Below are 24246 nucleotides of genomic sequence, written 5' to 3' on the forward strand. Positions count from 1 at the left end.
TTCCAAACACAATTCTCTTGCACCTTAAAACTGAGAAAACTATATTTGTGCTATGGAACATTTTGTTGTCTCTGCTAGAAAATACAGACCTGAAACCTTTGAAGATGTGGTTGGCCAAAAAGCCATTACCAATACACTTCTAAATGCAATTGATAACGATCACCTGGCGCAAGCTCTGCTATTTACCGGACCTAGAGGTGTTGGGAAAACATCCTGCGCTAGAATTTTAGCAAAAAAAATAAATCAAGATGCAACTCAAGATGCGTCTACAGATTTTGCTTTCAATATTTTTGAATTGGATGCAGCTTCAAATAATTCTGTGGACGATATCAGAAACTTAACCGATCAGGTTCGTATTCCTCCTCAGACTGGAAAGTACAAAGTCTATATTATAGATGAGGTTCACATGTTGTCTCAGGCGGCTTTCAATGCGTTTTTAAAAACCTTGGAAGAACCTCCAAAACATGCTATTTTTATTTTGGCAACAACTGAAAAGCACAAAATTATTCCTACGATTTTATCGCGTTGTCAAATTTTTGATTTTAAAAGAATTACGGTTACAGATATTAAAGAACATTTATCTAAAATAGCAAAACAGGAAGGTGTTGACGCTGATGATGATGCACTTCATATCATTGCTCAAAAAGCAGATGGCGCTATGCGTGACGCACTTTCTACTTATGATCGCGTTGTTAGTTTTTCAGGAAAAAACCTAACAAGAGAAGCAGTAACAGAAAACCTAAATGTTCTGGATTATGAAACGTTTTTCAAAACGACAGACTTGCTTTTGGAAAACAACATTCCTGAAGTTTTGGTGTATTTCAATGAAATTTTGGCAAAAGGTTTCGATGGCCAACATTTCATCAGTGGTTTAGCGTCACATTTTAGAGATTTATTGGTTTGCAAAAACCAAAATACAATTGAGCTACTTGAAGTTGGTGAGCGCACAAAAACAAAATATTTTGAACAATCTCAAGCGACTAATTATCAATTTTTACTTGATGGTATTGAACTGGCTAATACTTGCGATTTCAATTATAAATTGAGCCAAAATCAGCGTTTACATGTTGAATTATGCTTGATGAAATTAGCATCTTTAACTGACGAAAATTCAGCTCAAAAAAAAAAGCCTGAATTCAACATATTAAGCCCTAAATCTCAAAAGACGCCTTCAAATAAAACGTCTTCAACTGAAAAAACCAAAACAGGAACATCTTCTCAAGAAAAAAGTGCTGATAATTCTGCTTTAGTTTCAGAACCAAAAACGGAAACATCTAAAAGAGAAAAAGAAACACAAGCTGAAAATTACGTTTCTGAAAATTCGAAATCGGATATAGAAGAAAAGCCAAAACCCAAGCCAGAGATTAAATCAAAAAAAGTTGGTGGTTTAACTTTAAAAAGTATTCGTGAAAAGAAAAAAATTAAAGAAGAACTTCAAAAAAATCAGCCTGAAGAAGAACAACTGGATCACAGTTTTACCGAAGAAGCTTTGACAAATGCCTGGCACGAATATGTTGAAGTTTTGGAAAAAAAAGGCTTGAAAATTTTAGCCTCGACAATGATGACAGGTAAGCCAAAATTAGAAGGCAAAGACGTCATCAAGATAGAATTGCCGAACGATACCATGCGATTGGATATAGAACAAAATCAAGGTGATTTGATGCGGTTTTTGAAAAACAAACTGAAAAATACAGAAATAAGTATCGATATAAAAGTCAATAAAGCTAAGGAGAAAAAATTTGTATTTACAGACCGCGAAAAATATGAAAAGCTAAAAGAAATCAATCCAAATGTAGAATTGCTTAGAAAAGCATTTGATTTAGAAATTTAAAAAATATGTTAGGATTAAAATTGCCAACCGATCCGAGATGGGTGAATATTGCAGAAAAAAATATAGAAGATATCCTTATCGATCATGCCTGGTGTGAACAAAAAGCAGCTTCCACAGCTATTTCACTTATTGTGTCTTTTCCTGAATATACAGAGCTTGTAACAGCTATGAACGAATTAGTTCAGGAAGAAATGAGTCACTTCAAAATGGTGCATGATTTGCTAAAAGACCGCAATATCGTTTTAGGTAGAGATCGTAGAGATTTTTACGTCGTGGAGTTGATAAAATTTTTCCCAAAAGGCGGTAGTCGAGAAGTGCAGTTAGTTCACAGATTGCTTTACGCCGCTTTGATAGAAGCGCGAAGTTGCGAACGTTTTCGTTTGCTTTCTGAAAACCTTAAAGACGAAAAACTCAGAAAATTTTATCGAAAACTAATGATTAGTGAAGCCAATCACTATACTATGTTTTTAGGTTTTGCAAGAAAATATCATGATGAAAAAATTGTTAATGAAAAGTGGTCTGAATTGTTGGATTATGAAGCTAAGATTTTAAAATCATTTGAAAAAGGTGAAAGCGTTCACGGCTAAATTAACTGATTTTAAAAAAAAATAAAACCGCAATTTTTATAAAAATTCCGGTTTTTGCTTTTTCAATATTTACTAAAATTATTCATCAAAAATATTGCTGTATTTATCATCAGAAGTTTCAAAAAATTTACCATCAACATATCTGAAATGCTTATCTAAAGATTTTAAATGTTTCATATCATCTCCATCTAATTTCAAATTCTGACTTTCTAGATTTTCTTTAATTCGAGAATCTGTTGTAGATTTTGGAATTGTAGCAATATCTCTTTGTTGATGAAAAGCAATTAGAACTTGAGCTGCAGTAAATCCGTGCTTTTCAGCAATAGTTTTTACAATATCATTATCCAAAAGCGTTGGTTCATTTTCAGCTTTCATCTCTTCAGTTCGGTCTTGACTTCCTAAAGGTGAATAAGCTGTGAGGTGTATGTCATTGGACTGACAAAATTCAACCAGAACAGATTGGTGTAAATATGGATGCATTTCCACCTGATTCATTTCTGGATTATGGTTAGTTTCAGATAATAGTGATTTAAGTTTTTTCTGGCTAAAATTGGATACACCAACATGTTTTGTTAATCCAGCATTTTTCGTACCTACCATAGCTTCCCAAGTTTCAGAAATTGGAACTTCTTCTAAAGACAGAAAGCCATCATCAGATTCTGGAAAACCTTCAACATCTGGTTTAAAAGCGACTGGCCAATGCATCAGGTACAAATCAATATAATCTAGCTGTAAATCTTTTAAAGTTTTCTCTAGAGCTGGTTTGACATCTTCTTTTTTGTGAGCATTATTCCACAATTTAGAAGTCACCCAAATGTCTTCTCTTTTGATTTCTCCTTCATCCAAAACAGCTTTAATACCATCACCAACTTCTTCTTCATTTCCGTAAACTGGAGCACAGTCTATGTGACGATATCCTGCTTTTAAGGCTGTAATAACAGCGTTTTTAACTTCGCCTGGTTCAGACTTCCAAGTACCTAAACCAATAGTGTCTAATTTATCGTTATTTTTAAATTTAAGAGTTTTCATTTTATTATGTTTTATTTCTAAATTAATTATTAATCAAGCCAAATCAAAAAAATATTAAGGCTTTAATTTAGGTTTAACGAAATAATTGAATATATCTTTAATTTTATAAGAAATCGTATTGAATTCAAAATAGATTTTTGAAGTATATAAGTTTTAATAGAATAGCAAAAAAAACTAACTTGCACTATTCTTAAAAAAATTTTAAAATGAAAATTCTAAGAAATATTTTAGCAATCGTTCTTGGTCTTATTATAGGCAGTGCAGTAAATATGGGACTTGTGATACTCGGCCCTTCGGTAATTGCACCACCTGAAGGTGTCGATATGACAAATATGGAAAGTTTAGCTTAAGCGATGCCTTTGTTCGAAACCAAACATTTTCTATTTCCATTTTTAGCGCATGCTTTAGGCACATTTGTCGGTGCATTTATAGCTGCTTTAGTTGCTGGAAGTCGCAAAAAACTAATCGCTATGATTATCGGTGTTTTCTTTATGGTTGGTGGTATTGCCAACATTTATATGTTACCATCTCCTATGTGGTTTTCTGTGATTGATTTGGTTTTAGCTTATCTTCCAATGGCTTATTTTGGAGCAAAATTGGCAAAAGCATAAATGAAAGCTACAAATTAGCTTTTTTTCTTGACTTGTAGCCCACTTAGGAAATTCCTTAAATATTGATCCATCAATTCACGATACTGTGGTTGAGTCGGTTTGCGTAGAAAAGCACTTAACTCGTGAGGACTGAGCTTTTTTCCTGCAGATTTATAAATTTCAATAATATCGTCTGTTTTAAGTTGAAAAGCGATTTTTAGTTTTTTCAAAACGTCATTATTATTCAAGTATTTTTCAGGTTCTGGTGCTTTTCCATCTCGAAGTCCACGCTTCTCTATAATCAAACCATTGAGAAAAATCGCTAAATCTCTATCTTCAAGGACTTTAAAATCATCATCTTCTTCTTGTTTCATCCAGGCACTCACTTCTGCCCTACTCACCGTTTTTTCTGATAAAGAAAATATGTTTATCATTTGTGAATCGCTATAATCAAGAATAAAACGCAATCGTCTCAGCACATCATTTGTAGTCATCATTATGTATAAATTTTCTGTAAAACAAATTTTTACTAACTTCAAAAATAGCATAATAAATCAGCTGCAAATAGCATTTTTAACATTTATGACCAAGGTCTTCAATTTAAGCTTACATTTGCAAATTAATTAGGAAATGACTCAAATTTAAATTGTCATTTCATAAACAATTTATATGTCATTTAAATCATTAGGACTGTCTGAAGCTTTAATCAAAGCGGTCAACAGTCAGGGTTACGACAACCCAACCCCAATTCAAGAAAAAGCCATTCCAGAAATATTAGCACAAAAAGATGTTCTTGCTTCTGCGCAAACCGGAACTGGAAAAACTGCAGGTTTTACATTGCCAATGTTGCAGCTTTTAGATCAAAACAAATCTTTACGAAATCGTCCGATTCGTGCATTAGTTTTGACACCAACACGAGAACTTGCGGCACAAGTTCATCAAAATGTAAAAGATTATAGTCAGTTTTTAGATATTAAATCCACCGTTATTTTTGGTGGTGTTAATCAAAAATCACAAGTTTCAAAAATAAAAAGTGGCATCGACATTCTCATTGCTACGCCAGGTCGACTACTAGATTTAAACAATCAGGGCTTGTTGTCTTTAGCCAAAATTGAAATTCTTGTTTTGGATGAAGCCGACCGAATGTTGGACATGGGTTTTTTGCATGATCTAAAGAAAATTATGGCGCTGATGCCAAAAAAGCGTCAAAACCTATTGTTTTCTGCTACTTTTTCAAAAGAAATTAAACGTCTTGCCAATGAATTTATGCATTCGCCAGTTTTGGTTGAAGCCACTCCCGAAAACTCTACCGTCGATGCTATCGAACAAAAAGTATATCGTGTAGCTAGACCAAAGAAAACAGACTTAATTATCAAATTAATCAGTGAAGGCAACTGGTCTCAGGTTTTGGTGTTTACCAGAACCAAGCACGGCGCCAACAAATTGGTTAAAAAAATGAGCGCGGCTGGAATTTCTTCTGCAGCCATTCATGGTAATAAAAGTCAGGCTGCGCGAACCAAATCATTGAGCGGTTTCAAAAATGGAAATATTCGTGTTTTGGTTGCTACTGATATTGCATCCAGAGGTTTGGATATTCCGTTACTGCCTTATGTAGTCAACTTTGAAATACCGAATATCTCAGAAGATTATGTTCACAGGATTGGTCGAACTGGAAGAGCTGGCGCAAGTGGATTGGCGATATCTTTGGTGAGTGCAGATGAAACTACTTTCATGAAATCCATTGAAAAACTGACTGGAAATAAAATTCCTGTTGAAATTTTACCTGGTTTTGAACCTGACCCAAATGCTTCGACAGAACCCATCAATCCTCAACGAAAAGGTCGTAGAAACACAGGCAAATCTAGGCCGTCTTCTAAAAAATAATATATTTTGAGTTCGCAAATAAATAATCCTCTGCATGGCGTAAAATTGGCTCAAATTCTTGAAGAATTGCATGCTTATTATGGTTGGGAAGTTTTAGGTGAAAAAATTAATATTCGGTCTTTTCAAAATGATCCGTCTATAAAATCCAGTTTGAAATTTTTACGCCGAACGCCTTGGGCAAGAGCAAAAGTAGAAACTTTGTATTTAAAATATTTGAAGGAGAAAACAGACAAGAATTGATTGAAAAATAAAATTGCATTAAGTAGAATTCATAAAAAATTTGAATTCTACTTACCAACCGCCAAGCTTTGACTGTTTGTCCATGCTTTTTTTCAGGCTTTTGTTCAACTTATTAAAGAATTCTGGCAAATCGATTTTAGCGTTTTCAAAATGCCTTTCTAACTCTGGCTGATTGGGATTGTTTATATTTGGAAGGTCGTAATAACTGTTGTAATATTCATATTGTAAGTCGCTGATTTCAAATTTATAGCGATTATTTTTAAAAGCAATTTCCAAATTGAATTTCAAATTGGAAGTATAATTTTTGTAAATAATCACATCTTTGGCTTCACCAGAAAGTTGAATAATTTTATCTCCGACCTCATCAATAACTTCAAATTGATAAGTTTTCTTTTGTTCAGAAATCCAATGTTTAGTTTCAGAAAAAAGTTGACTTGCTGGTTTGTCATTAACATCAGTGACTACGAAAGAGCTCAGTCCTGAAGATTGATATTCGAATTGGCTTTGGTCTTGAGCTAAACTACAAAAAACAGTTCCCAAAAAAGCGATGACAAGCAATATATTTGACTTCATATAACATTGAAATTTGCCTCAATATACAAAAGAAAACACATAAACCACACCTAAAATAACGAGGACAATACAAAAACTCAAAACATAAACCAGTCGTTGACGCTTGGATTCTTGAGATTGCCGTTTGCGTATTTTTTGATTGACTGTTTCTATTTGAGATTTAGTAAACTTAGGTAAAGCAGTCTGACTTTGTTTAGACGTGTTCAGGTTTTTATCTTTAAATTGACGGGCGTGTTTATCCAAGCGATTTTGACGTCTCGCTAAGCTGGCTTTAAACTGGTCTAAACTGCCATTCATTCTAAAAATTTTACTGATAACATAAGTCAATTTTAGTAAAAAAAAATCGATTATTAAATTCATTTTAAAATATTTATTGATATCATTGAATTTAATTATTTCAAATTATGTGAAATAGCTAGTTTGAAATCTATAATATTCAAATCAGATATGAAAAAAGTATTTTTATCGTTTTTAGCTTTATGCTTTATATTGAGTGCAACTTCATGTGGAAGAATGATATTCAACATCATTCACCCTAACAAAATGAAGGCCTATGAATATTATAATGAAGATACCAAGGCTTCTATCGTTGCTTTTTCTATGGTGCATATTCACGAGCCGGAATATTATAAAAACATCAAAGATTCTGTCCTGTCTTTAAAAGCCAAAGGTTATAAAATGTATTATGAAGGTCTTTCTCTAGATGACAATACAGACAGCTTAACTGTGGATACGTTGGTGAGAAAATTCAGGAAAGTTGTCGGTTTACAAATGTTTTCTGAAAAAGGCTATCTGGATCCAGATAATAAATCCATTCCAAAATATTTCAAAAAGGAAAAATTTGTACATCAAACAACAGAAAATGTTGGTATAGATACGCTTACAGACATCAATGCCGACATGAGCCTAAATCAATTAGTTGCGTCTTATGAAAAAGAATATGGCGACATAAAACTTGAAGATTGTGATTTTGACACGCCTTTTATGGAAGAATACGATTGTGAAACCACAGGAAATAGCTATGATTTTTTACAAACAATTCGAAATGACCATCTCATCGAAATGATAGAAAATTCTGAACATAAAAAAATCATTATAATTTACGGTGCAGCACATCATAAATTTTTATATCCAGATTTAATAAAACAAGGTTATGAACCTCAATTTAAGATGCCTTTATTTTTCTAGTTTAAAATTTTAAAACCTAGACTTAGCGAATAAATTTAATACATAAAGGATAATGCGGTTGTTCACCATTATTGACTTTCACAGCATTAATAATGGGGAAAATAATGGTCAATAAACAAATCGCTATCAAGGGTAAAATTCCGATGAGGATAAAAACAAAAGGAATACACAAAATGGCGTAAATAAACATACTGATTTGGAAATTCATAATTTCTTTGCCCTGCTCATCCATGAGTTCAATTTTATCCCGCTGAGTCAACCATAAAATCAATGGCGCAATTATGCCTCCAAATCCAGTAAACAGCGATAAAAGCTGGGATAAATGGGTTAACAACAACAATTGTCTGTCTTCTCGTAATGCGTTATTTTGATAAACTTCCATGATCCTATTTTACAAATAAGACGATTCAAATCTTAAAATGTTACGATTTTATTGAAATATTTTTAGTTTTCAGCTCATTGAAAAGTGAATAATCTTGTCTTGAATTCATTAATTCATGGCAAACCTAAACTCAAAAAATGAATGCAACCGTAAAATTTTAACACTAAATCTAAATTTTATAATCGTTTAGGAATTCTTCTGTAAATTTGCAGCATGATAAAAGATGATACCATTGTTGCCCTCGCCACTGCTTCCGGAAGTGGCGCTATTGCCATTATCCGTGTGAGCGGTCCACAAGCTTTGGAAATTTGTTCGCCAATTTTCAAATCTAAAAAAGGCGTAACGATTTTAGACCAAGACAGTCATACTTTGCAACTTGGTCAGATTGTTAACGACCAACGTATTATAGACGAAGTTTTGATCAGTGTTTTCCGCGGCTCAAAATCTTACACAGGCGAACCAACGGTAGAAATTTCTTGTCATGGCAGTGCGTTTATTCAAAAGGAAATCATTCAACTGCTTATTCAAAAAGGTTGCCGTTCTGCAGAAGCTGGCGAGTTCACTTTACGTGCTTTTCTAAATGGTAAAATGGATTTGAGTCAAGCCGAAGCTGTGGCTGACCTCATCGCCAGTGATAACGCAGCAAGTCACCAATTGGCGATGCAACAAATGCGTGGTGGTTTCACCAATCAAATTCAAAAATTGCGACAAGAATTGTTGGATTTTGCTTCGCTAATGGAATTGGAACTCGATTTTTCTGAAGAAGATGTTGAATTTGCCAATCGAGAGCAATTTCAAGCTTTAATTTTAAAAATTCAAAAGGTTTTATCTCGCCTCATCGATTCTTTTGCGGTTGGAAACGTAATCAAAAACGGTATTCCTGTCGCGATTGTCGGCGAACCGAATGTTGGCAAATCTACTCTATTGAATGCTTTGCTAAACGAAGAGCGTGCTATTGTAAGCGATATTGCTGGTACAACGCGTGATACGATTGAAGATGAAATTTCCATCGGTGGCATCGGTTTTCGATTTATCGATACCGCTGGGATTCGTGAAACTGAAGACACCATCGAAGGTTTGGGCATCAAACGAACTTTTGAAAAAATAGAACAATCACAAGTCATCATCAAATTAATCGACACACCAAAACTTTTTGATAAGCAAGGTAAATTGCTCGCTGAAGAATGGAATCGTGTCAAATCTGATGTGAACCAGCTCAAAACAAATTTCCCACATCGTCCTTTTATTTTGCTCGGTAATAAAGCTGATTTACTTTCAGAAACTACCCAACAAACATTGCAAAACGACTTATCCGATTTACGTTTTATTTCTGCCAAACAGAAAACTGGCATCGATGAACTTCAAAATCAACTTTTGAGTTTTGTGGATGATGGTGCGTTGCGCAACAACGACAGCATTGTGACCAATTCCAGACATTACAACGCTTTGCTTTTGGCATTGGAAGAAATTAACAAAGTGCAAGAAGGCATGAATCAAAACCTCAGCACAGATTTACTCGCCATCGATATCCGCCAAGCGCTTTATCATTTTAGTGAAATTACAGGCGAAGTCACTAACGATGAGCTTTTAGGCAATATTTTTGCTAATTTCTGTATTGGGAAGTAAACCAACAAAACAAGTCAAAACAAAACAAAATAAAACACTGGTAAACAGTGTTTTAAGTTTTTTATAATTACTCTCACTTTGTTAAATTGCTTTATTTTTCGACTTTTTTGTACCTATTTGTACCTCGAGACGAAAAATAGGGTGTGAATTATTTTTACTTGGGGAGAAAAGTTCACTTGAAGCACTTCGTTACATCTAGTTACTTCTATTTCCCTTATTTCTTCTCATGTAACTTATTTCGCTTAAAAGAGATATCACCGGTGATATCTCTAACGGTGAAATTATTGGAGAAATTATTAAAATCAACATTATGTCATCAAATTTAAGAGTCAAAAAAGTCTGCCAATTTTGTTATTCTGAGTTTATTGCTAAAACAACTAAAACAAAATATTGTTCTTTGAAATGTGCTCAGAGAGCCTACAAACAAAGGGCTAGAGATGAGAAAATTGAGAAAGCTAAACTTGAAAAAGAGGATTTGAAATCGAAAAGAAAAAATAAATCGAAAAGAAGAAAACCTAATTTAGTGAAATCAAATCGTAAAAATTCAGCACATGGATTTGGCGAAATTAAGAGCGAAACTAAGGGTGAAATCACTAACGATAATAAGCTAAATAATGGTGAATCTATTAACGATGTAATTTCTGTAAATGAAGCTGCTGAATTTTTAAATGTGTCGAATAGGACAATTTATAATATGATTCGTTCAGGTAATTTAAAAGCCTATAACATCAACAAAAGACTGACAAGAATCAAAAGACAGGATGTTGAAAATTTAATCACTTTTGATATAAAGGAAACAGAACGCAGTAATACTTTTGATGAAGAAGATATATACACAATTTCAGAAATCCATCAAGAGTTTAACCTAACCAAATCCTTTGTATTTAATAAACTTAAAGAATACAAAGTACCTAAAAAACAAAAAGGAAAACATGTTATTGTTCCAAAGAAATTAGTAGATTTAATCTTTAAAAACCTCAGATAATGGCGATTAAAGTCACACTTAGAGAAAAGCCGATTAGCAAAGATAGGCTAAGTCTATATTTAGACTTTTACCCAGCGATTATAAATAATAAAGGGAAAGAGACTAGAAGAGAGTTTTTGAAAATGCATATTTTTAAAAAACCTAAAAACGCAAAAGAAAAATCTCATAATAAGTCAACACTTCAAGTTGCTGAGAAAATAAAAGAAAGCAGGAGTTTAAGTATATATAATGAAGAGTACGGATTTAAAAAGAATGTTGAATTAAACATCAATTTCGTAGACTATTATAAGGAGTTAATAGATTTAAAATATGGTGAGAATTCAAAATCGAATTATCAATCTTGGCTTGCTGGTTTTAATTACTATAAAGATTATGCAAAAATAATTTATACCAAAGCATTATCTAAAAAACATATTGAAGGTTTCAAAAACTACTTACTTAGGGTAAAAAGTTTAAAAACTAAGCAAAAATTATCATCAGCCACAGTCGCCACCTATTTTAAAAATCTTTTATCAGTTATAAACACCGCTTATGAAGATGACATTTTAATAAGCGATTTAACCAAAGGAATTAAAAATGTAAAAAGTAGATCGAAAATAAGAGCATATTTAACTGAAGATGATTTAACTAAGTTATGGAAAACACCTATTAAAGATAATTCAGTAAAATATATCTGCTTTTTTTGTGCATATACAGGTTTCCGTTTCGTAGAAGCAAGAAAAATAAAATGGAAAGATTTCACAAAAGATAATTCTGGTAATTATGTTATAAATTCATTTCACACAAAAGGTGAAAAATATACAAGCAATCCAATTTCAAAAGATGCCTATGAAATTCTGAAAAAACAAAGCCCTGATCGAAAGAAAGGGGAAATTTTTAATATCTCTTACCATAAAGCATTTCGAATGTTGAAAAAATGGAAAAAAGATGCAGAAATTAATAAAGAAATTGGAATGCATACTTTCAGACATACTTATGCAGTGTTACAGCTTGAGGGCGGAACGGATCTATTTACGCTTTCTAAAATGCTAGGACATAAAAATATTTCAACAACAATGATTTACGCTAAGCTTACTGACAACATGAAAAACAATACTTTAGATAAAATTAAATTGAATACAAATGAAAATGATAGATAAATTCAAGAGTACTTACGATGGTGAGTTTTCAGAAAAAAAAGGAATCAGTTATTAAACAATTTCAAACTGGCAAAGACAAAGAGCTTAGGTTTTCTGTTGTATTTAACAAGATTAGTAACCTATTACATTCAAGGTCAAAAGAATATATTAAAGAAAAGAATTTAGAAACTATATTTAAAATTTTTCTAGAAAAAAGAAATAATTATTTAGGTGATACCCTTAGACAGATAGAATTAGTTTTAGAAAATGAAATAAAAGATTATTTTGAAAGCAACAATGTTAAAACAAGCTTTGAAAAGTTAATCGAAAATATTGGTACAGCTCACGCTTTAACAAATATCAGTATCAACGCTGACAACAACTCAAATGTATATCAATATATGTATGATTTTAATGATTACAAAGAATTTACACTTCAAAATATAAAATCAAAATATCCCAATCTAGAAAAAAATTAAGAGATAAACATTACCCTAAGCCTATATTGACTGATGATAAAAAGAAAATAAAGAAAGATTACGGAATAAAAAAAGAAAAAACTAAAGCCTTATTAGATTCATTGACTAAAAACGATAAAAGACTAATCCTGAAGGCTTTCATGGTTATGAATCATCTAAAAATAAAACTTCCCAAAACTGAGTTTATAAGGTTAAATCTTTTAATTTCAATTGAAGATGATATAGATATGTTTTACAAAAACGCTGATGATACTACCATTTATTCTTTAGTGATAAATGAAATATCAGAAGAAGAAATTCAAACTCTTAAAAATCTAAAAAAAGTTTTTATAAGTCTTCAATTAAGTAGCTTTCATAATTCCTTAGTAACTTTAAAGAGAAAAATTCATTCTAAAAAAGAAATTAAGTGATAAAGTTTATCTTAAGTCTATATTGACTGATAATAAAAAGAAAGATTACAGAGTAGAATAAGAAAATACTCAAGCATTATTAGATTCATTGAATAAAAAACGATAACTAATCCTGAAGGCTTTCATGGCTATCAATTATCTAAAAATAAACCTTCCCAAAACTGAGTTTATAAAGTTAAATCTTTTAATTTCAATTGAAGATTATACAGATATGTTTTACAAAAACGCTTATGATAATACCATTTTTTCTTCTATTGTAAATGAAATCTCAGAAAAGGTATTAATACTCTTAAAGATCTAGAAAGAGTCCTTAAAAAACTTAAATTAAGTAGCTTTTTTAAAGCCATTGGACATCTAAGAAAACATGTTCGTTCTAAAAATGAATAATAATTTGATTTTTTTTACTATTTTAAAACTTATAACCCACTAAATTACAGCAATTTAAAATCTTAAATTCAAATAATCTCTTACCAATCACTTACCAATCGATAGTATAAAACAAAACATATCAAAGTAGTTTCGCAGTGTAAACAAAAAACTATTGATATGAAAACTAAACTATTTATTCAAACCCAAAACGGTGAGCTACACCCTGTAGAAGACATCCAGGTGAAGTTCGAAAATGAAACAGGTGAGTTTATTACAACTCCAAAAACAGTTAATGAAAAAGCGATTTCTAAAGAACATTTTGATGTAGAAGGAATTGCCGATTTTCTAGACATGAAACCTTCTGGTATTTACGGACTGGTTCATAAACGTAAAATTCCCCATACCAAAAAAGGTAAACGGCTATACTTCTTCAAAGCCGATATTATAGATTGGTTGCGCAATGGCAACGTTGATACCAATCAGGATATTCAAAACAAAGCAGACGAATATATTAGAAAAAACAAATTCAAAGCTTAATGCTTTGAATTTCTCGCATTAACCGTAAAACAAACGTTCATTTAACGAAAAATCATGGAAAATTACACCTATACGTGTGCATATTGTTCAAAAGAATATCTACCACGCAGAAGAAAAATTCAAAAATATTGCTCCAATACGTGTCGAGTAAAAGCACACTTCCAAAGAAACAAACAACTAGAAGTGAAAAAAGACAAGGGGTTATCAAAACCTAGTATTGCTAAAAATCAAAACAAGGAGACAATTAATTTGGCTGGAATTGGAAATGCTGCTCTTGCCAACGTAGCTACTGATACATTAAAAAGTCTATTTACTCATAAAGACAATAAACCATTAACCAAAGGAGACTTTAAAAAATTGATGGCTCAATTTAGAAATAGGTATGAGTTGGTAAAAAATGCTCCTATGAAAGCAGATGGAACTCAAGCTTATTTCGATAACGAAAAGAAAGAAATTGTTTATTTAAAAACCAGTACAACATGGAATTATTAAAAAACCATCAAATAGACTTTCAAAATTCAGAAAATGCAAATGATATAAAACTCATTGACAGAGATATTTCACTAATAAGCAGATTAACACAAATAATTAAAATTCTTCAAGCTGTTTTAATGAATAAGAACCTAAGTGGTCATTTCAGATTTGAAATTGAAAATGCTTATCAGTTAGCCGAAACTATTATCAATGATGAAAAAAAAGTTTTTAAACCAACAACAATTCGTTTAAAAAACAAAATCAATAAAGCACTTATTGAAAATAAACACGGTGATGGCGTGATTGTAAGAATACTAACCAAAGAGAATTATAAAATAGAAAAATGTTCAATTCTAAATTTTAATATTAATGAAAAATAAAGAAAAGTACATAAGAGTAGCAACAACTTATTTTAAGATTGTACACGAGCCAGACATTCACAATGAAAGTCAAAGTTTTAAACGTTTAGCAAAATGGGACAAATCTTCTATTATTGATGATAAAGGTAAAGGTTTTATCAAAAAAATTGACCGATACGATGGGTTTATCAACTATCCTTCCCATAGCAACTACAAAACTGATGTAAAAGGGTTTTACAATGAATATCACGAATTAAGTGGTTCTATAAAAGAAGGTGAATTTCCATACACACAAAAATTATTGAAACACATCTTTGGTTCTTTTTATGAAATGGGAATTGATTACCTAAGCTTATTATGGCAAAAGCCAACACAACTATTACCTGTCCTTTGCGTAGTAAGTTTAACAAGAAATACTGGAAAAACAACTTTTTTAAATTGGTTCCGAATGTTGTTTGAAAACAATGTAGCTATTATTAAAAAAGCAGATTTTAAAAGTAGATTTAATGATGCCTGGATAAATAAATTGATTGTTGCAGTTGATGAAGCAAAATTTGACAAACGAGAAGAAACAGACTATATTAAAGAACTTTCTACATCAAAAACACAGCAACGAGAGAAAAAAGGTGTGGATCAAAAACAGGAGAATTTCTTTGGTAAAATTATCTTAGCATCTAACAATATTGATGATTTTATTGTTGTAGATAAGAATGAAATTAGGTTTTGGGTTCTCGACATCAATGAAATTAATGAATATATTCAAGATTTCGATGAAAAATTAAAACAAGAAATTCCATATATCAAATACTTTCTAGAAAATCGAAAAATTGAATACCCTTGTTCCTCTAGAATGTGGTTTAAGAAAGAAGATATTAAAACAGAAGCTCTGTTAAGAGTGGTGAGAAATTCTTACGACATAGATGAAAAAGAACTCGCAACTGTCTTATACGAATACATTGAACTATCGGAGCAAGAAACGGTAAAACTTGCGCTTAAAGACATTAAACATTTTATGCAAGAAAATAGATCTTTCATCAGTAATTCAGCCATCACTAAAATATTGAAAGACAAGTGGAATTTATTACCAACTAACAATGCTACTACCTATAAATATTACTTTAAAGTAAATACTGGTTTTGAAAATACTATTGAAATAAATGAGATGGACAAGAAAGGTCGTGTTTACACACTCCACAAAGAATATTTCAAAAGCCTGATTTAATGTTGACTTGTTGACTTTTACTTTCAATTTTAAGGATGAATTGTCAACAAGTCAACAAAAATTTAATTAGAGTTTTAGCATAAAGACCATTATTAATTATCATTTTAATGCTCGTAAAATTCGAACCGATATTTAAAAAACATATTTTTGAATAAAACTTAAACTTTTGAAAAGCACTTCATACTTAATTCAAGCAGCACTGGTTTCTCTTTGGTGGGTTGGCTTATACACTAGTCAGGATTTTTTTATGGCTTTTCAGTTTCCAAATATTCCAAAAGTTGCGTTCAATTCTTTTTTTATACCAGATTTAGTTTTGATTATGGGTTTATCATTATTTAGAGCCTATAAAAAAAGTAAAACTTTAGAATGGATTATTTTAGGCGCATTTGCTTATGGCAGTTTATATTGTTTAAATGCATCGATATTAACTGGTGGTGGTTTTCTATCCACAACTATTATGATGCTTGGTTTAGGATATAATTTATTTCTTGTGAATCAATCTCAATTATTCAGGCAATCCAGATCACAAAACCAACTTATAAATGGATTGAAAACTGTATTTCAAATTATTTGTTTTTGGTCAATTAGCTTAGTGTTGTTTCCTTGGATAATTATTGATGGCTTTGATTTACTACCCACCAACAAAATCAGTTTTGAAATTTCATCTTATGTTTTATTTGTTGTTTCAAGTGTTTTAGGTTTATCAAGCGCATTTGCTATGGTTAAATATGGTGATGGCACACCATTACCAACAGACCAAACCAACCAACTCGTTACTAATGGTATTTACAAATATGTTAGAAATCCTATGGCTATTGCTGGAATGGGACAAGGTATAGCTATAAGTATTTATTTTGAATCCTTCCATATTCTTATCTACACCATATTGGGTGGTTTACTTTGGCATGTAGTTGTAAGACCTATTGAAGAAAAGAATATGCTTAAACGTTTTGGAAAAGCTTATAAAGATTATACTAAAACAGTCGGTTTATGGTTTCCTAGATCCATTCTAAGGAGAAAGTAAGGAATACTTAAAAACTTAAATTTGGATATGTCTTTCTTTCTAAAATAGTCTCTACATCTGAATTCACCTTTGGATGAAACAAATCTTTACTTACTGGATAGTATTCCAATTGGTCTTCATCAAAATGATTTTTTAGAATAGCTTCAATTTCACTTTGTTGCAACTCGTTGCTTAGCCATTGTTTTTCTTGTTGGTCAGATAAAATAACGGGTTGCCTTTTCTTTTTGTTATGGATTTTTACAAATAAAGGCGAAGCGTCCTGAGTTAAAATGGTAAACGTCACCACGTTTTGTATTCTTGTGTAAAAACCAGCTAAAGATAGGTTTGTTGCTGTTGTTGTTGCCGTTGTTGCTGTTGGTGTTTTTCTTTTAATTACAAAAGGATATTTTTTACCTTTAAATTCGTGTGGCTCAAAAAAAGCTGTAACAGGAATTAGGCAACGTTTACCCAAAATAGATTGTTTGTATATGAAATGTGAAAAAGCTTTCTCTGCTCTAGCATTCAGACCACCACCAAATTTTACGGCTTCTTTATAATATGCTTTTAGTTCACTAACAGTTTTGTGTTCTGGAGCGATACCCCATGTAGCTGCAGCCAAAACACTAGGCTTTTCTTGAGGAATAATCAACAATTGAGAATGACTAAATCCGTTGATATGATATCGTGGGATGTCAAATAACTCTCGTTGGCTTTCATCACTCAAATCAGCATTATATCGTTTCTCAAGTTTTTTGACAGTTTGGATTTGTGAAGTATGAAAACACATAATTCCTGATTTTTAATTGATTATTTATCTACAATAGATTACTAAATGCTACTAAGCTAAAACATGATAAATAAAACGACTCCTTATTTCAATTTTTTAAAAAATATTGTGCACAAGCCTGATTCAAAACACACTATCTAGTGAGTCTGCGTTTAAAATTCTACTTCTTGATGAATATCTTGGGCTTTGTGGCGCTTTATTTTTCAGCTTTCCTAATGGAATTTTTTTGATTTTTTCGGCAGTTTCTGTGAATTTCAAAATGTATTTGTTGGTATCTTTCCATTGTTCAATCGATTTGATTTCAGCGATGTGAGTAATGGCTGAAGTCGGTGCAGTTTGATAGGCGGCCACGTATTTAATTTTTGGAATCATCGATGCATTTAGACGAATGGCATACCAAGAGTTTTCATCTAGAAAGACTTCTTTAAATCCGTCTTCTCTAGCTGGAACGACAATGGTATCAATTTCTGAAATATCAATTTTATCGGTGTCGTCGGACACTTCATTTAAGAAGGGTTGGAATTCATAAAGAATATCTCCATCTTGATTTTTGTACCTTTTTAAAGTTGTAACTTCCACGGGGAATTTGAATCTGCTAATCAATACCGTTTCCAATTCTTCTTCGAGTTCATCAATAATTAAAAGTGCGTTGAATGCATCTTGTTTATGAATTATAGATTCGAGTAAAAAATCTACATTTTCAAATCCATTCTTTTTCGCAAATGCTTCACACTTTGACCATTCCTTTGGTCTTTTTTGAAGCATTTCTTTAATGATGTTTTTGAGTTTCACTTTGCTGGTTTCAAATGAAAGTGAAAATTCTAGAATTTGAACAGCAATATGTTTCAGGTGTTGGTGACTCGACAAATCGTTTTCAACAACAAATAGTTTTGGGTTTCTAGTGTCGGTTAAATCTATTAAATAACCATCTGGCAAATTGTTTGTTGCACCTTTCTTTCCGATTTTCTTTTTATCATCAAGGTAAATTCTGTTTGAACCAAATAAAGCTTCTTTTACTTCGTTTACAGCATCTTCAAGTTGAGACTCTCTTTCATAAGGTATTTCTGTATAGTTGTTGTTTTTATTCCAAAGCATAGTTTTATGTTTATTGGTAGAAAGATTAGTTTTTTGAGCCTCTAATATATTGAAAATTGATGTGTTTAAGCAATTCACTGGTTCAATTAGTTTTAGATTGAATGGTGTTTCAAAATTATTTCACTTTGTTGCAAATCGTTGCTAGACAAGTGTTTTTCTTGTTGCTCAATTGAAAACAAAACCTCCAATTTAAAACAAATGAATTTTATAAACACTGTATACTTGAATCTTACATGTTTTAAAATTGGCTAATTGCTTTTGTTGTTGGCGTTGTTGCGTTGTTGTTGCTGTTGTTTTGATTTTAAATATAAAAGAATGTTTTTTACCTTTAAATTCGTGTGGCTCAAAAAAAACAGAAGCATGAATGATACAGCGTTTTTTATAGAACTATTCTGATTATTAATTGCTATTTTTAGATAATTCTAATTAACAAAAAAGTACAGTATAGAAAGATGAAGAAGAAAAAGACAACTGATAAAATATTTAATGGTGAAAAAAGAAACACAGAGTCATTACTCTCTTTGATGTATTACTTTGCTAAGGATTGGATGCGTCCGTCGCCTAAACATCCCTTGGTGCTTCAGATTCTTCTATTTATTTTAAAATTACCTGTTTTAATCTTATTTCTAAGCTTATCTCCTGTCATTTTCATATTTATGTTCATCACTCTTGTTGTCGGATTATGAAACAGGAAAGCCCAATCCTAATCTTAGTAATTGTTTCTGCATTGCTGTTTTTGATACATCAGTTCCTTCAACTTGGAGTTCAATTAAACATAGCTTTTCTAGATAATTATTTAGATCCTGCAGTCCTTATGCCGTTAATATTATATGCAGTACTTTGGGAACGCAGAATTCTTTTACACAATAGAAACTTAGTTCTGCCCTACACAGATATTTTTGGCTATTTTTTATTAATGGTGATTTTAGGAGAAGTTCTTTTTCCACTAATCAGTGAAAGATTTACGGCAGACTATTGGGACATTCTTGCCTATGCATTTGGAACCCTCGTCTATATCTTCGCTAAGGAATTTTCCAACTTTAAAAAGTTCAGAAATTACAAATCCTGATTTTGGAGAATAAATCAGGATAACTATCAAAATCTCTGAGTTTTTTGAATTTCATCAAAAAGGGAATTAATTAATACTAAGACGTACTATTTTCATTTCAAGTCCAATTGTAATCTGTTTTATTCAATTAAAGTCAGATTTCAAAACTATCTTATTAATTAACAGCTTTTGTATTTCAGTTGCACAGCTGTCGCCTTTCAAATTAATAGTCTACCTCTAACTACTCGAACTCCACCTTCTCTAGAAATAGTTTTTACATCGGATTTCTTTTAGAGATGAAATAAGTCTTTAATGACAGATGGTACTCCAGTTGATTTTAATTATAATCTTCATTGAAAATACTATCAATCTCGCCTTTGTTCAAAGTCATTCTTCAGCCAATCATTTTTCTACACTGATGATCAAATGACTGGCTGTCGGTTCTTATTATTATAGATTTTGGCAAATAAGTGTAAAGCCTCTTTAATTAGAATAGCAAAGGTGACTTTTGCCTAAGAGTATGCAAATCACTGTTAAGGACAAAAAATCCTTAACCTTTTGGCTTAAATGCAACCGAATTATTTGTTATCCAATATTAATCATCGCTGTTCCGGTTCATTGCCCAAATAGCAATTCCTGCAGCTGTGATTAAGCCACCTACAAATAAAACTATATTTCCATCTCGCTGTACTTTTTTAGCTTTACTCAGTTGTTTCGAGCCTACACCATTTTCTGCAATGAAATCCTCTAGCCCTTTAATTCTTGCTTCTAATTCTTCTTTAATCTTATTGTTAAATTCCATGATTAATATTTTTAAAAGTTTGTTTTGGAACTAAATATAAAAGGATTACCTCAAACTTAAAAATGTTTTTTATGTTTCTTAGCAAAGGTTTGTGATACTTTTTGTAACTCAATTTTGCTTTATACTCTGAGATTATTTTCTTAGATGATAAAGAATTGTGGGCTTCCTATTAAACTAGCTGTTTTAAGTACTTTAAGTTTATTTCAATAATTTAATTAAGGGAAACAATTTAAACCATTTTATTGACTACTGTTTTTGTATTTTAGTTGCACAGCTGTCGCCTTTAAACTTAATAGTCTACCTCTAACTTCTCGAACTCCACCTTCTCCAAAAATAGTTTTTACATCGGAGTTCTTTTAGAAATGAAATAAATCTTTACTGACAGATGCAGTTTATTTGCATTAAAATATTCATTGAAAATACCTTCAATTTCGCTTTGTTGCAATTCGTTGCTTTGTTATTGTTTTCTTGTTGCTCAATTGAAAAAAAACCTCTTTGTAAAATCAACAACTTTTCTAAAACACTGTATACTTGAATTTTACATGTTTTAAAATTAGCTAATTGCTTTTATTGTTGGCGTTGTTGCGTTGTTGTTGCTGTTGTTTTTAGCTAAATACAAAGTGATATTTTCAAGGCTTTTATTCACATAAATAAAAAAGACTTGAATTGAGTAAATTTAAGTTTAGGAACCCGTTGTGCATTTTAAATAATGTTGATTTTAATTTTATTGATTTCTATCAAAAACAAATTTTTTTATATATTGAACAATTGTAAGTGAAGTAATCTTAGATATTATTCTAATTTTTAAGCCAGCAAAAGATTAAGCTGTATTACTGCGGATAAATATCCCTTACCTGCTATTAATGTACAATCTCTAATTTTGTGTTTTAATGTCTTTGAAATGATTTATATCATGTACGAATGCTGGGCTCAAATCTAGACTTTGGAATACACCATTTACAGAACAAATTGCATGAAGCTTATAATCGTAGTAAGTTGAGCTTTGAGATGCACAATATTCTTTATCAGGATATGCATAAGTGTGTTCATTGCATATTTTAGAACGAGAACTTCGTGAAAATTTACATACTTCTAAAGGTATGCTGCTTATGATTTAGGAATCTTCAAATTGGTTAAAAGGAGAAGCTAGCTTTAATCTGATTCTATCAATATGATCTGCTAACTTGCGTCTTCTTCGTTTACACACACTACGTTCAATTTTAGAAGTAAAGCTTTAAGGAAGTCTTCTGAGTAAGTTATTCAGTATTTATAACTATAATCATCGGTTAAAGATAAACTTATTAGCTCCAAGTTACTCAGCTTTGTACGTCGCCGCTGGTAAATTAATAGTTGTTGTTTTGATATCTTTTGTAATACTTCAAAAATTCTTTCGTAAATTACATTTAAGTTGTTAATGTTTAAAGTTTTATAGCTAAAAAAAATTTACTGATTATCAGCGACATGAGCAACTTTCTTTATTTTAAATCAAAATACACAACGGGTAATTATTACAGTATTATATAACAAATGAGTATCAAGACAAATTCGATACATTATCTAATGATGGAAAGATAAAGCGTTGATTTTTTTATAAATCAAAATTTGATAAAGTTAAAATGAGTCTAAATAATTGAGTAAATTAGATTTAAATTATGACTGGTGATGTGAAATTTTTGAGGTTTTGGACTGAGTGATATCATAAGACCTTCAACATTACTGTGTTTTAATGGCTTATGAAAATACCCTTTTAGTAAAGGAGATTTACAGGTGTTGAAGATTTGCATAAGATTAGCTTCAGACGATACCATCACAAAATTTAATTTATCGTCTCCGATTTGTAATTCTTTTTTTACTTTTTCAACTTTTGACAAAAGCTCAACACCATTATGTTTACCCATATTATAATCAGTAAAAACCAGGTCTGGGACTTTAATCATTCCTTGAGACAGCATGTCAATAAAAGTTTCAGGGCATTTATGTTTTGTGATTTCACAATTTTTAAAATGTGTCTTCAAAATAAAATGATGTACATGAAGGGCTAATTCACTATCATCGATAATAGAAATGTTCATAATAATTTTTTAAAACATTCTATTCAATTTAGATGCCAATTTATATATCACTTATAACCAGTATTTTTAATATTTTGTATTTCTAAATATTAGAATTTCATTCTTGAAATTAAAAACATATTGCAACTATAATTAATATTGCGTAGTATTGTTTATCTATTTAATACCTTTTATGAAGTATAAATATACTATCTATATAATTGATGATGATCCTTGGTCTGCTAAGCGAATTGAATACATCCTAAAGATGAATGAAGACCATCACGTCGTGCTATTTGACTGCCCAAACAAGCTTTTAAAAAGCATAGACAGCGATACTGATCTAGTTTGTATTGATTATTTAATGCCAATTATGAATGGTGTTCAATTAGCTGAGAGCATACTTAAAAATAACGCGCATCAAGATATATTAGTCATAAGTGGACAGGAGGATATTTCAACAGCAGTGGATTTACTCAAGATAGGAGTAAGAGATTATGTTATTAAAAATGACAATCTAAAAGACCAGCTCTTGAAGTCGGTAGAACACATCAAAGAAAAAAAAGAGCTTAAAAATGAAATCAAAAGTCTAAAATCAAAACTTAAAAATAAAGAAAATCCAGTTGAAATTATTGGAAGTAAGGCTGAAAAAGAAAGTATTGAAACTTTGGTAAAAAAAGCCTGCAAGACCAACATAAATGTTTTGATTACTGGAGAAACAGGAACTGGAAAAGAGCTCATCGCAAAGTCTATATCACAACAGTATAAAAATATAAGTACCAATTTTGTCTCAATCAATATGTCTGCTGTCCCTGCAGATATATTGGAAAGCGAGCTTTTTGGTTATGAAAAGGGTGCATTTACAGGTGCAGATCAGCAAAAAATAGGTTTGTTTGAAAAAGCTAATAAAGGAATTCTTTTTTTAGATGAAATAGCAGAAATCCAGTTACCACTTCAGTCCAAATTATTACGGGCTCTACAAGAGCGTAAAATAAGAAGAATTGGAGGTGTTAAAGAGATAGCTTTGGACTTTAAACTCATTTCAGCAACTCATAAAGATCTTAAACAGGAAGTCGAACAGGGTAATTTTAGAGAAGACTTGTTTTACAGAATATTTGGCTTCCCAATACATCTCAAACCCCTAAGAGAAAAACCTGAAGATATAGAGTTATTGACTTACCATTTTGCTCAGGAATTCTCTAAAGAAAACTCTCAAAAAACACCAGTATTTTCTGAAAATGCGATTTCAACGTTGAAAGGACATAGTTATCCAGGTAACATAAGAGAGTTGAAGTCTATTGTTGAACTAGCCTGTGTGCTTTGTGATAATGCTAAAGTGGAGCCTTCTGATATATCGATAAGTAAATCAAAAAAAGGTTTAAATTTATCTAGGAGAACCTTAGAACAATATAATAACGAAATTATTCAGGATCATTTAATAAGATATGATTATAACATAAAAAAAGTAGCTGAGATCCTGAATATAGGCGTATCTACTATATATTACCTAGCAAAGAAAGATAAAATCAATATTAATAAATGAAGTTTTATTTAAACGTTTAATGAAATTTTAATAC

Annotated in this window: 28 protein-coding genes and 1 pseudogene; 19 read left to right on the forward strand and 10 right to left on the reverse strand. The window is 31.2% G+C overall.

Annotation, left to right across the window (positions count from 1 at the left end):
* The first annotated feature begins 52 nt into the window (after positions 1–52).
* The gene (locus EIG86_RS06700; protein WP_127845395.1) at positions 53–1831 is read left to right on the forward strand and encodes a DNA polymerase III subunit gamma/tau; all 1779 of its coding nucleotides are present in this window, start codon (positions 53–55) and stop codon (positions 1829–1831) included.
* 5 nt (positions 1832–1836) lie between these two features.
* Positions 1837–2418: a tRNA-(ms[2]io[6]A)-hydroxylase gene (gene miaE, locus EIG86_RS06705; RefSeq protein WP_127845396.1), complete on the forward strand. Its 582-nt coding sequence runs from the start codon at positions 1837–1839 to the stop codon at positions 2416–2418.
* Positions 2419–2496: 78 nt separating this feature from the next.
* On the opposite strand, the gene EIG86_RS06710 is transcribed toward miaE, so the two are convergent.
* Positions 2497–3447 (reverse strand): aldo/keto reductase, encoded by a 951-nt coding sequence (locus EIG86_RS06710; protein ID WP_127845397.1) that lies wholly within the window; start codon positions 3445–3447, stop codon positions 2497–2499.
* Between the two features lie 206 nt (positions 3448–3653).
* On the opposite strand from EIG86_RS06710, the gene EIG86_RS14335 reads away from it, so the two are divergent.
* Both EIG86_RS14335 and EIG86_RS14340 read left to right on the forward strand, forming a co-directional pair.
* Complete coding sequence (locus EIG86_RS14335) at positions 3654–3797, forward strand: hypothetical protein (RefSeq protein ID WP_317129918.1); 144 nt, start codon at positions 3654–3656, stop codon at positions 3795–3797.
* A gap of 3 nt (positions 3798–3800) precedes the next feature.
* Complete coding sequence (locus tag EIG86_RS14340; protein WP_317129919.1) at positions 3801–4058, forward strand: hypothetical protein; 258 nt, start codon at positions 3801–3803, stop codon at positions 4056–4058.
* A gap of 14 nt (positions 4059–4072) precedes the next feature.
* On the opposite strand, the gene EIG86_RS06720 is transcribed toward EIG86_RS14340, so the two are convergent.
* The gene (locus tag EIG86_RS06720; RefSeq protein WP_240032188.1) at positions 4073–4534 is read right to left on the reverse strand and encodes a YehS family protein; all 462 of its coding nucleotides are present in this window, start codon (positions 4532–4534) and stop codon (positions 4073–4075) included.
* A gap of 172 nt (positions 4535–4706) precedes the next feature.
* Between EIG86_RS06720 and EIG86_RS06725 the strand changes: the two genes are divergently transcribed.
* A complete protein-coding gene (locus tag EIG86_RS06725; RefSeq protein WP_127845398.1) occupies positions 4707–5921 on the forward strand; it encodes a DEAD/DEAH box helicase in 1215 nt (404 codons plus the stop codon).
* A gap of 6 nt (positions 5922–5927) precedes the next feature.
* Positions 5928–6161, forward strand: a complete 234-nt coding sequence (locus tag EIG86_RS06730) for a VF530 family protein (protein ID WP_127845399.1) — start codon at positions 5928–5930, stop codon at positions 6159–6161.
* Between the two features lie 51 nt (positions 6162–6212).
* Here the strand turns inward: EIG86_RS06730 and EIG86_RS06735 are convergent, their stop codons facing one another.
* Both EIG86_RS06735 and EIG86_RS06740 read right to left on the reverse strand, forming a co-directional pair.
* A complete protein-coding gene (locus EIG86_RS06735) occupies positions 6213–6734 on the reverse strand; it encodes a DUF4468 domain-containing protein (protein ID WP_127845400.1) in 522 nt (173 codons plus the stop codon).
* Positions 6735–6752: 18 nt separating this feature from the next.
* Positions 6753–7094: a hypothetical protein gene (locus EIG86_RS06740; protein ID WP_127845401.1), complete on the reverse strand. Its 342-nt coding sequence runs from the start codon at positions 7092–7094 to the stop codon at positions 6753–6755.
* A gap of 87 nt (positions 7095–7181) precedes the next feature.
* On the opposite strand from EIG86_RS06740, the gene EIG86_RS06745 reads away from it, so the two are divergent.
* On the forward strand, positions 7182–7922 hold the full coding sequence (locus EIG86_RS06745) for a hypothetical protein (RefSeq protein ID WP_127845402.1): 741 nt from the start codon (positions 7182–7184) through the stop codon (positions 7920–7922).
* A 22-nt stretch (positions 7923–7944) separates the two neighbouring features.
* Here EIG86_RS06745 and EIG86_RS06750 read toward each other — a convergent pair whose 3' ends face one another.
* Entirely contained in the window at positions 7945–8304 is a 360-nt protein-coding gene (locus tag EIG86_RS06750; protein ID WP_127845403.1) for a DUF4870 domain-containing protein, read from the reverse strand.
* Between the two features lie 213 nt (positions 8305–8517).
* Here EIG86_RS06750 and mnmE point away from each other — a divergent pair, with 213 nt between their 5' ends.
* The 10 genes from mnmE (at position 8518) to EIG86_RS06800 (ending at position 16907) form a co-directional block, all read left to right on the forward strand.
* The gene (gene mnmE / locus EIG86_RS06755; protein WP_127845404.1) at positions 8518–9930 is read left to right on the forward strand and encodes a tRNA uridine-5-carboxymethylaminomethyl(34) synthesis GTPase MnmE; all 1413 of its coding nucleotides are present in this window, start codon (positions 8518–8520) and stop codon (positions 9928–9930) included.
* 397 nt (positions 9931–10327) lie between these two features.
* Positions 10328–10915: a helix-turn-helix domain-containing protein gene (locus EIG86_RS06760; protein ID WP_157983116.1), complete on the forward strand. Its 588-nt coding sequence runs from the start codon at positions 10328–10330 to the stop codon at positions 10913–10915.
* On the forward strand, positions 10915–12054 hold the full coding sequence (locus tag EIG86_RS06765) for a tyrosine-type recombinase/integrase (RefSeq protein WP_127845406.1): 1140 nt from the start codon (positions 10915–10917) through the stop codon (positions 12052–12054). Before EIG86_RS06760 ends, EIG86_RS06765 begins: the two co-directional genes overlap by 1 nt.
* Positions 12055–12071: 17 nt before the next feature.
* Positions 12072–12512, forward strand: coding sequence for a hypothetical protein (locus EIG86_RS06770; RefSeq protein ID WP_127845407.1), 441 nt, complete (start codon positions 12072–12074; stop codon positions 12510–12512).
* Between the two features lie 26 nt (positions 12513–12538).
* On the forward strand, positions 12539–12922 hold the full coding sequence (locus EIG86_RS06775) for a hypothetical protein (protein WP_127845408.1): 384 nt from the start codon (positions 12539–12541) through the stop codon (positions 12920–12922).
* A 546-nt stretch (positions 12923–13468) separates the two neighbouring features.
* Complete coding sequence (locus tag EIG86_RS06780) at positions 13469–13828, forward strand: helix-turn-helix domain-containing protein (RefSeq protein ID WP_127845409.1); 360 nt, start codon at positions 13469–13471, stop codon at positions 13826–13828.
* Between the two features lie 54 nt (positions 13829–13882).
* Positions 13883–14320 carry a hypothetical protein gene (locus EIG86_RS06785; RefSeq protein ID WP_127845410.1) on the forward strand — a complete coding sequence of 146 codons (438 nt, stop codon included), beginning with the start codon at positions 13883–13885 and terminating at the stop codon, positions 14318–14320.
* The gene (locus tag EIG86_RS06790; protein ID WP_127845411.1) at positions 14308–14682 is read left to right on the forward strand and encodes a hypothetical protein; all 375 of its coding nucleotides are present in this window, start codon (positions 14308–14310) and stop codon (positions 14680–14682) included. Before EIG86_RS06785 ends, EIG86_RS06790 begins: the two co-directional genes overlap by 13 nt.
* Entirely contained in the window at positions 14672–15883 is a 1212-nt protein-coding gene (locus EIG86_RS06795; protein WP_127845412.1) for a primase-helicase family protein, read from the forward strand. The genes EIG86_RS06790 and EIG86_RS06795 overlap by 11 nt, the downstream gene beginning before the upstream one ends.
* Before the next feature lie 166 nt (positions 15884–16049).
* Positions 16050–16907 (forward strand): methyltransferase family protein, encoded by an 858-nt coding sequence (locus EIG86_RS06800; RefSeq protein ID WP_127845413.1) that lies wholly within the window; start codon positions 16050–16052, stop codon positions 16905–16907.
* Between the two features lie 7 nt (positions 16908–16914).
* On the opposite strand, the gene EIG86_RS06805 is transcribed toward EIG86_RS06800, so the two are convergent.
* Both EIG86_RS06805 and EIG86_RS14220 read right to left on the reverse strand, forming a co-directional pair.
* A complete protein-coding gene (locus EIG86_RS06805; RefSeq protein WP_127845414.1) occupies positions 16915–17673 on the reverse strand; it encodes an SOS response-associated peptidase in 759 nt (252 codons plus the stop codon).
* A 123-nt stretch (positions 17674–17796) separates the two neighbouring features.
* Positions 17797–18768: a hypothetical protein gene (locus tag EIG86_RS14220; protein ID WP_205030466.1), complete on the reverse strand. Its 972-nt coding sequence runs from the start codon at positions 18766–18768 to the stop codon at positions 17797–17799.
* Positions 18769–19450: 682 nt separating this feature from the next.
* On the opposite strand from EIG86_RS14220, the gene EIG86_RS06815 reads away from it, so the two are divergent.
* Positions 19451–19837: a hypothetical protein gene (locus tag EIG86_RS06815; protein ID WP_127845415.1), complete on the forward strand. Its 387-nt coding sequence runs from the start codon at positions 19451–19453 to the stop codon at positions 19835–19837.
* 574 nt (positions 19838–20411) lie between these two features.
* On the opposite strand, the gene EIG86_RS06820 is transcribed toward EIG86_RS06815, so the two are convergent.
* The 3 genes and pseudogenes from EIG86_RS06820 to EIG86_RS06830 form a co-directional block, all read right to left on the reverse strand.
* Entirely contained in the window at positions 20412–20618 is a 207-nt protein-coding gene (locus tag EIG86_RS06820) for a hypothetical protein (protein ID WP_127845416.1), read from the reverse strand.
* A gap of 702 nt (positions 20619–21320) precedes the next feature.
* Positions 21321–22034, reverse strand: a pseudogene (locus tag EIG86_RS06825) (transposase).
* Between the two features lie 206 nt (positions 22035–22240).
* Positions 22241–22690 carry a response regulator gene (locus EIG86_RS06830; protein WP_127845417.1) on the reverse strand — a complete coding sequence of 150 codons (450 nt, stop codon included), beginning with the start codon at positions 22688–22690 and terminating at the stop codon, positions 22241–22243.
* Positions 22691–22862: 172 nt separating this feature from the next.
* Here EIG86_RS06830 and EIG86_RS06835 point away from each other — a divergent pair, with 172 nt between their 5' ends.
* Positions 22863–24212, forward strand: a complete 1350-nt coding sequence (locus tag EIG86_RS06835) for a sigma-54-dependent transcriptional regulator (RefSeq protein ID WP_127845418.1) — start codon at positions 22863–22865, stop codon at positions 24210–24212.
* The last annotated feature ends 34 nt before the right edge of the window (positions 24213–24246 follow it).

Origin of the sequence: Psychroflexus aestuariivivens (assembly GCF_004010055.1) — a bacterium.
Classification (GTDB): Bacteria; Bacteroidota; Bacteroidia; order Flavobacteriales; family Flavobacteriaceae; genus Psychroflexus; species Psychroflexus aestuariivivens.

What these genes read in the sequence shown, in the direction of transcription:
- EIG86_RS06700 (WP_127845395.1), top strand. Translation starts at nt 53, where the DNA reads ATGGAACATTTTGTTGTCTCTGCTAGAAAATACAGACCTGAAACCTTT.
- miaE (WP_127845396.1), top strand. Translation starts at nt 1,837, where the DNA reads ATGTTAGGATTAAAATTGCCAACCGATCCGAGATGGGTGAATATTGCA.
- EIG86_RS06710 (WP_127845397.1), bottom strand. Translation starts at nt 3,447, where the DNA reads ATGAAAACTCTTAAATTTAAAAATAACGATAAATTAGACACTATTGGT.
- EIG86_RS14335 (WP_317129918.1), top strand. Translation starts at nt 3,654, where the DNA reads ATGAAAATTCTAAGAAATATTTTAGCAATCGTTCTTGGTCTTATTATA.
- EIG86_RS14340 (WP_317129919.1), top strand. Translation starts at nt 3,801, where the DNA reads ATGCCTTTGTTCGAAACCAAACATTTTCTATTTCCATTTTTAGCGCAT.
- EIG86_RS06720 (WP_240032188.1), bottom strand. Translation starts at nt 4,534, where the DNA reads ATGATGACTACAAATGATGTGCTGAGACGATTGCGTTTTATTCTTGAT.
- EIG86_RS06725 (WP_127845398.1), top strand. Translation starts at nt 4,707, where the DNA reads ATGTCATTTAAATCATTAGGACTGTCTGAAGCTTTAATCAAAGCGGTC.
- EIG86_RS06735 (WP_127845400.1), bottom strand. Translation starts at nt 6,734, where the DNA reads ATGAAGTCAAATATATTGCTTGTCATCGCTTTTTTGGGAACTGTTTTT.
- EIG86_RS06740 (WP_127845401.1), bottom strand. Translation starts at nt 7,094, where the DNA reads ATGAATTTAATAATCGATTTTTTTTTACTAAAATTGACTTATGTTATC.
- EIG86_RS06745 (WP_127845402.1), top strand. Translation starts at nt 7,182, where the DNA reads ATGAAAAAAGTATTTTTATCGTTTTTAGCTTTATGCTTTATATTGAGT.
- EIG86_RS06750 (WP_127845403.1), bottom strand. Translation starts at nt 8,304, where the DNA reads ATGGAAGTTTATCAAAATAACGCATTACGAGAAGACAGACAATTGTTG.
- mnmE (WP_127845404.1), top strand. Translation starts at nt 8,518, where the DNA reads ATGATAAAAGATGATACCATTGTTGCCCTCGCCACTGCTTCCGGAAGT.
- EIG86_RS06765 (WP_127845406.1), top strand. Translation starts at nt 10,915, where the DNA reads ATGGCGATTAAAGTCACACTTAGAGAAAAGCCGATTAGCAAAGATAGG.
- EIG86_RS06770 (WP_127845407.1), top strand. Translation starts at nt 12,072, where the DNA reads ATGGTGAGTTTTCAGAAAAAAAAGGAATCAGTTATTAAACAATTTCAA.
- EIG86_RS06780 (WP_127845409.1), top strand. Translation starts at nt 13,469, where the DNA reads ATGAAAACTAAACTATTTATTCAAACCCAAAACGGTGAGCTACACCCT.
- EIG86_RS06785 (WP_127845410.1), top strand. Translation starts at nt 13,883, where the DNA reads ATGGAAAATTACACCTATACGTGTGCATATTGTTCAAAAGAATATCTA.
- EIG86_RS06790 (WP_127845411.1), top strand. Translation starts at nt 14,308, where the DNA reads ATGGAATTATTAAAAAACCATCAAATAGACTTTCAAAATTCAGAAAAT.
- EIG86_RS06795 (WP_127845412.1), top strand. Translation starts at nt 14,672, where the DNA reads ATGAAAAATAAAGAAAAGTACATAAGAGTAGCAACAACTTATTTTAAG.
- EIG86_RS06805 (WP_127845414.1), bottom strand. Translation starts at nt 17,673, where the DNA reads ATGTGTTTTCATACTTCACAAATCCAAACTGTCAAAAAACTTGAGAAA.
- EIG86_RS14220 (WP_205030466.1), bottom strand. Translation starts at nt 18,768, where the DNA reads ATGCTTTGGAATAAAAACAACAACTATACAGAAATACCTTATGAAAGA.
- EIG86_RS06815 (WP_127845415.1), top strand. Translation starts at nt 19,451, where the DNA reads ATGAAACAGGAAAGCCCAATCCTAATCTTAGTAATTGTTTCTGCATTG.
- EIG86_RS06820 (WP_127845416.1), bottom strand. Translation starts at nt 20,618, where the DNA reads ATGGAATTTAACAATAAGATTAAAGAAGAATTAGAAGCAAGAATTAAA.
- EIG86_RS06830 (WP_127845417.1), bottom strand. Translation starts at nt 22,690, where the DNA reads ATGAACATTTCTATTATCGATGATAGTGAATTAGCCCTTCATGTACAT.
- EIG86_RS06835 (WP_127845418.1), top strand. Translation starts at nt 22,863, where the DNA reads ATGAAGTATAAATATACTATCTATATAATTGATGATGATCCTTGGTCT.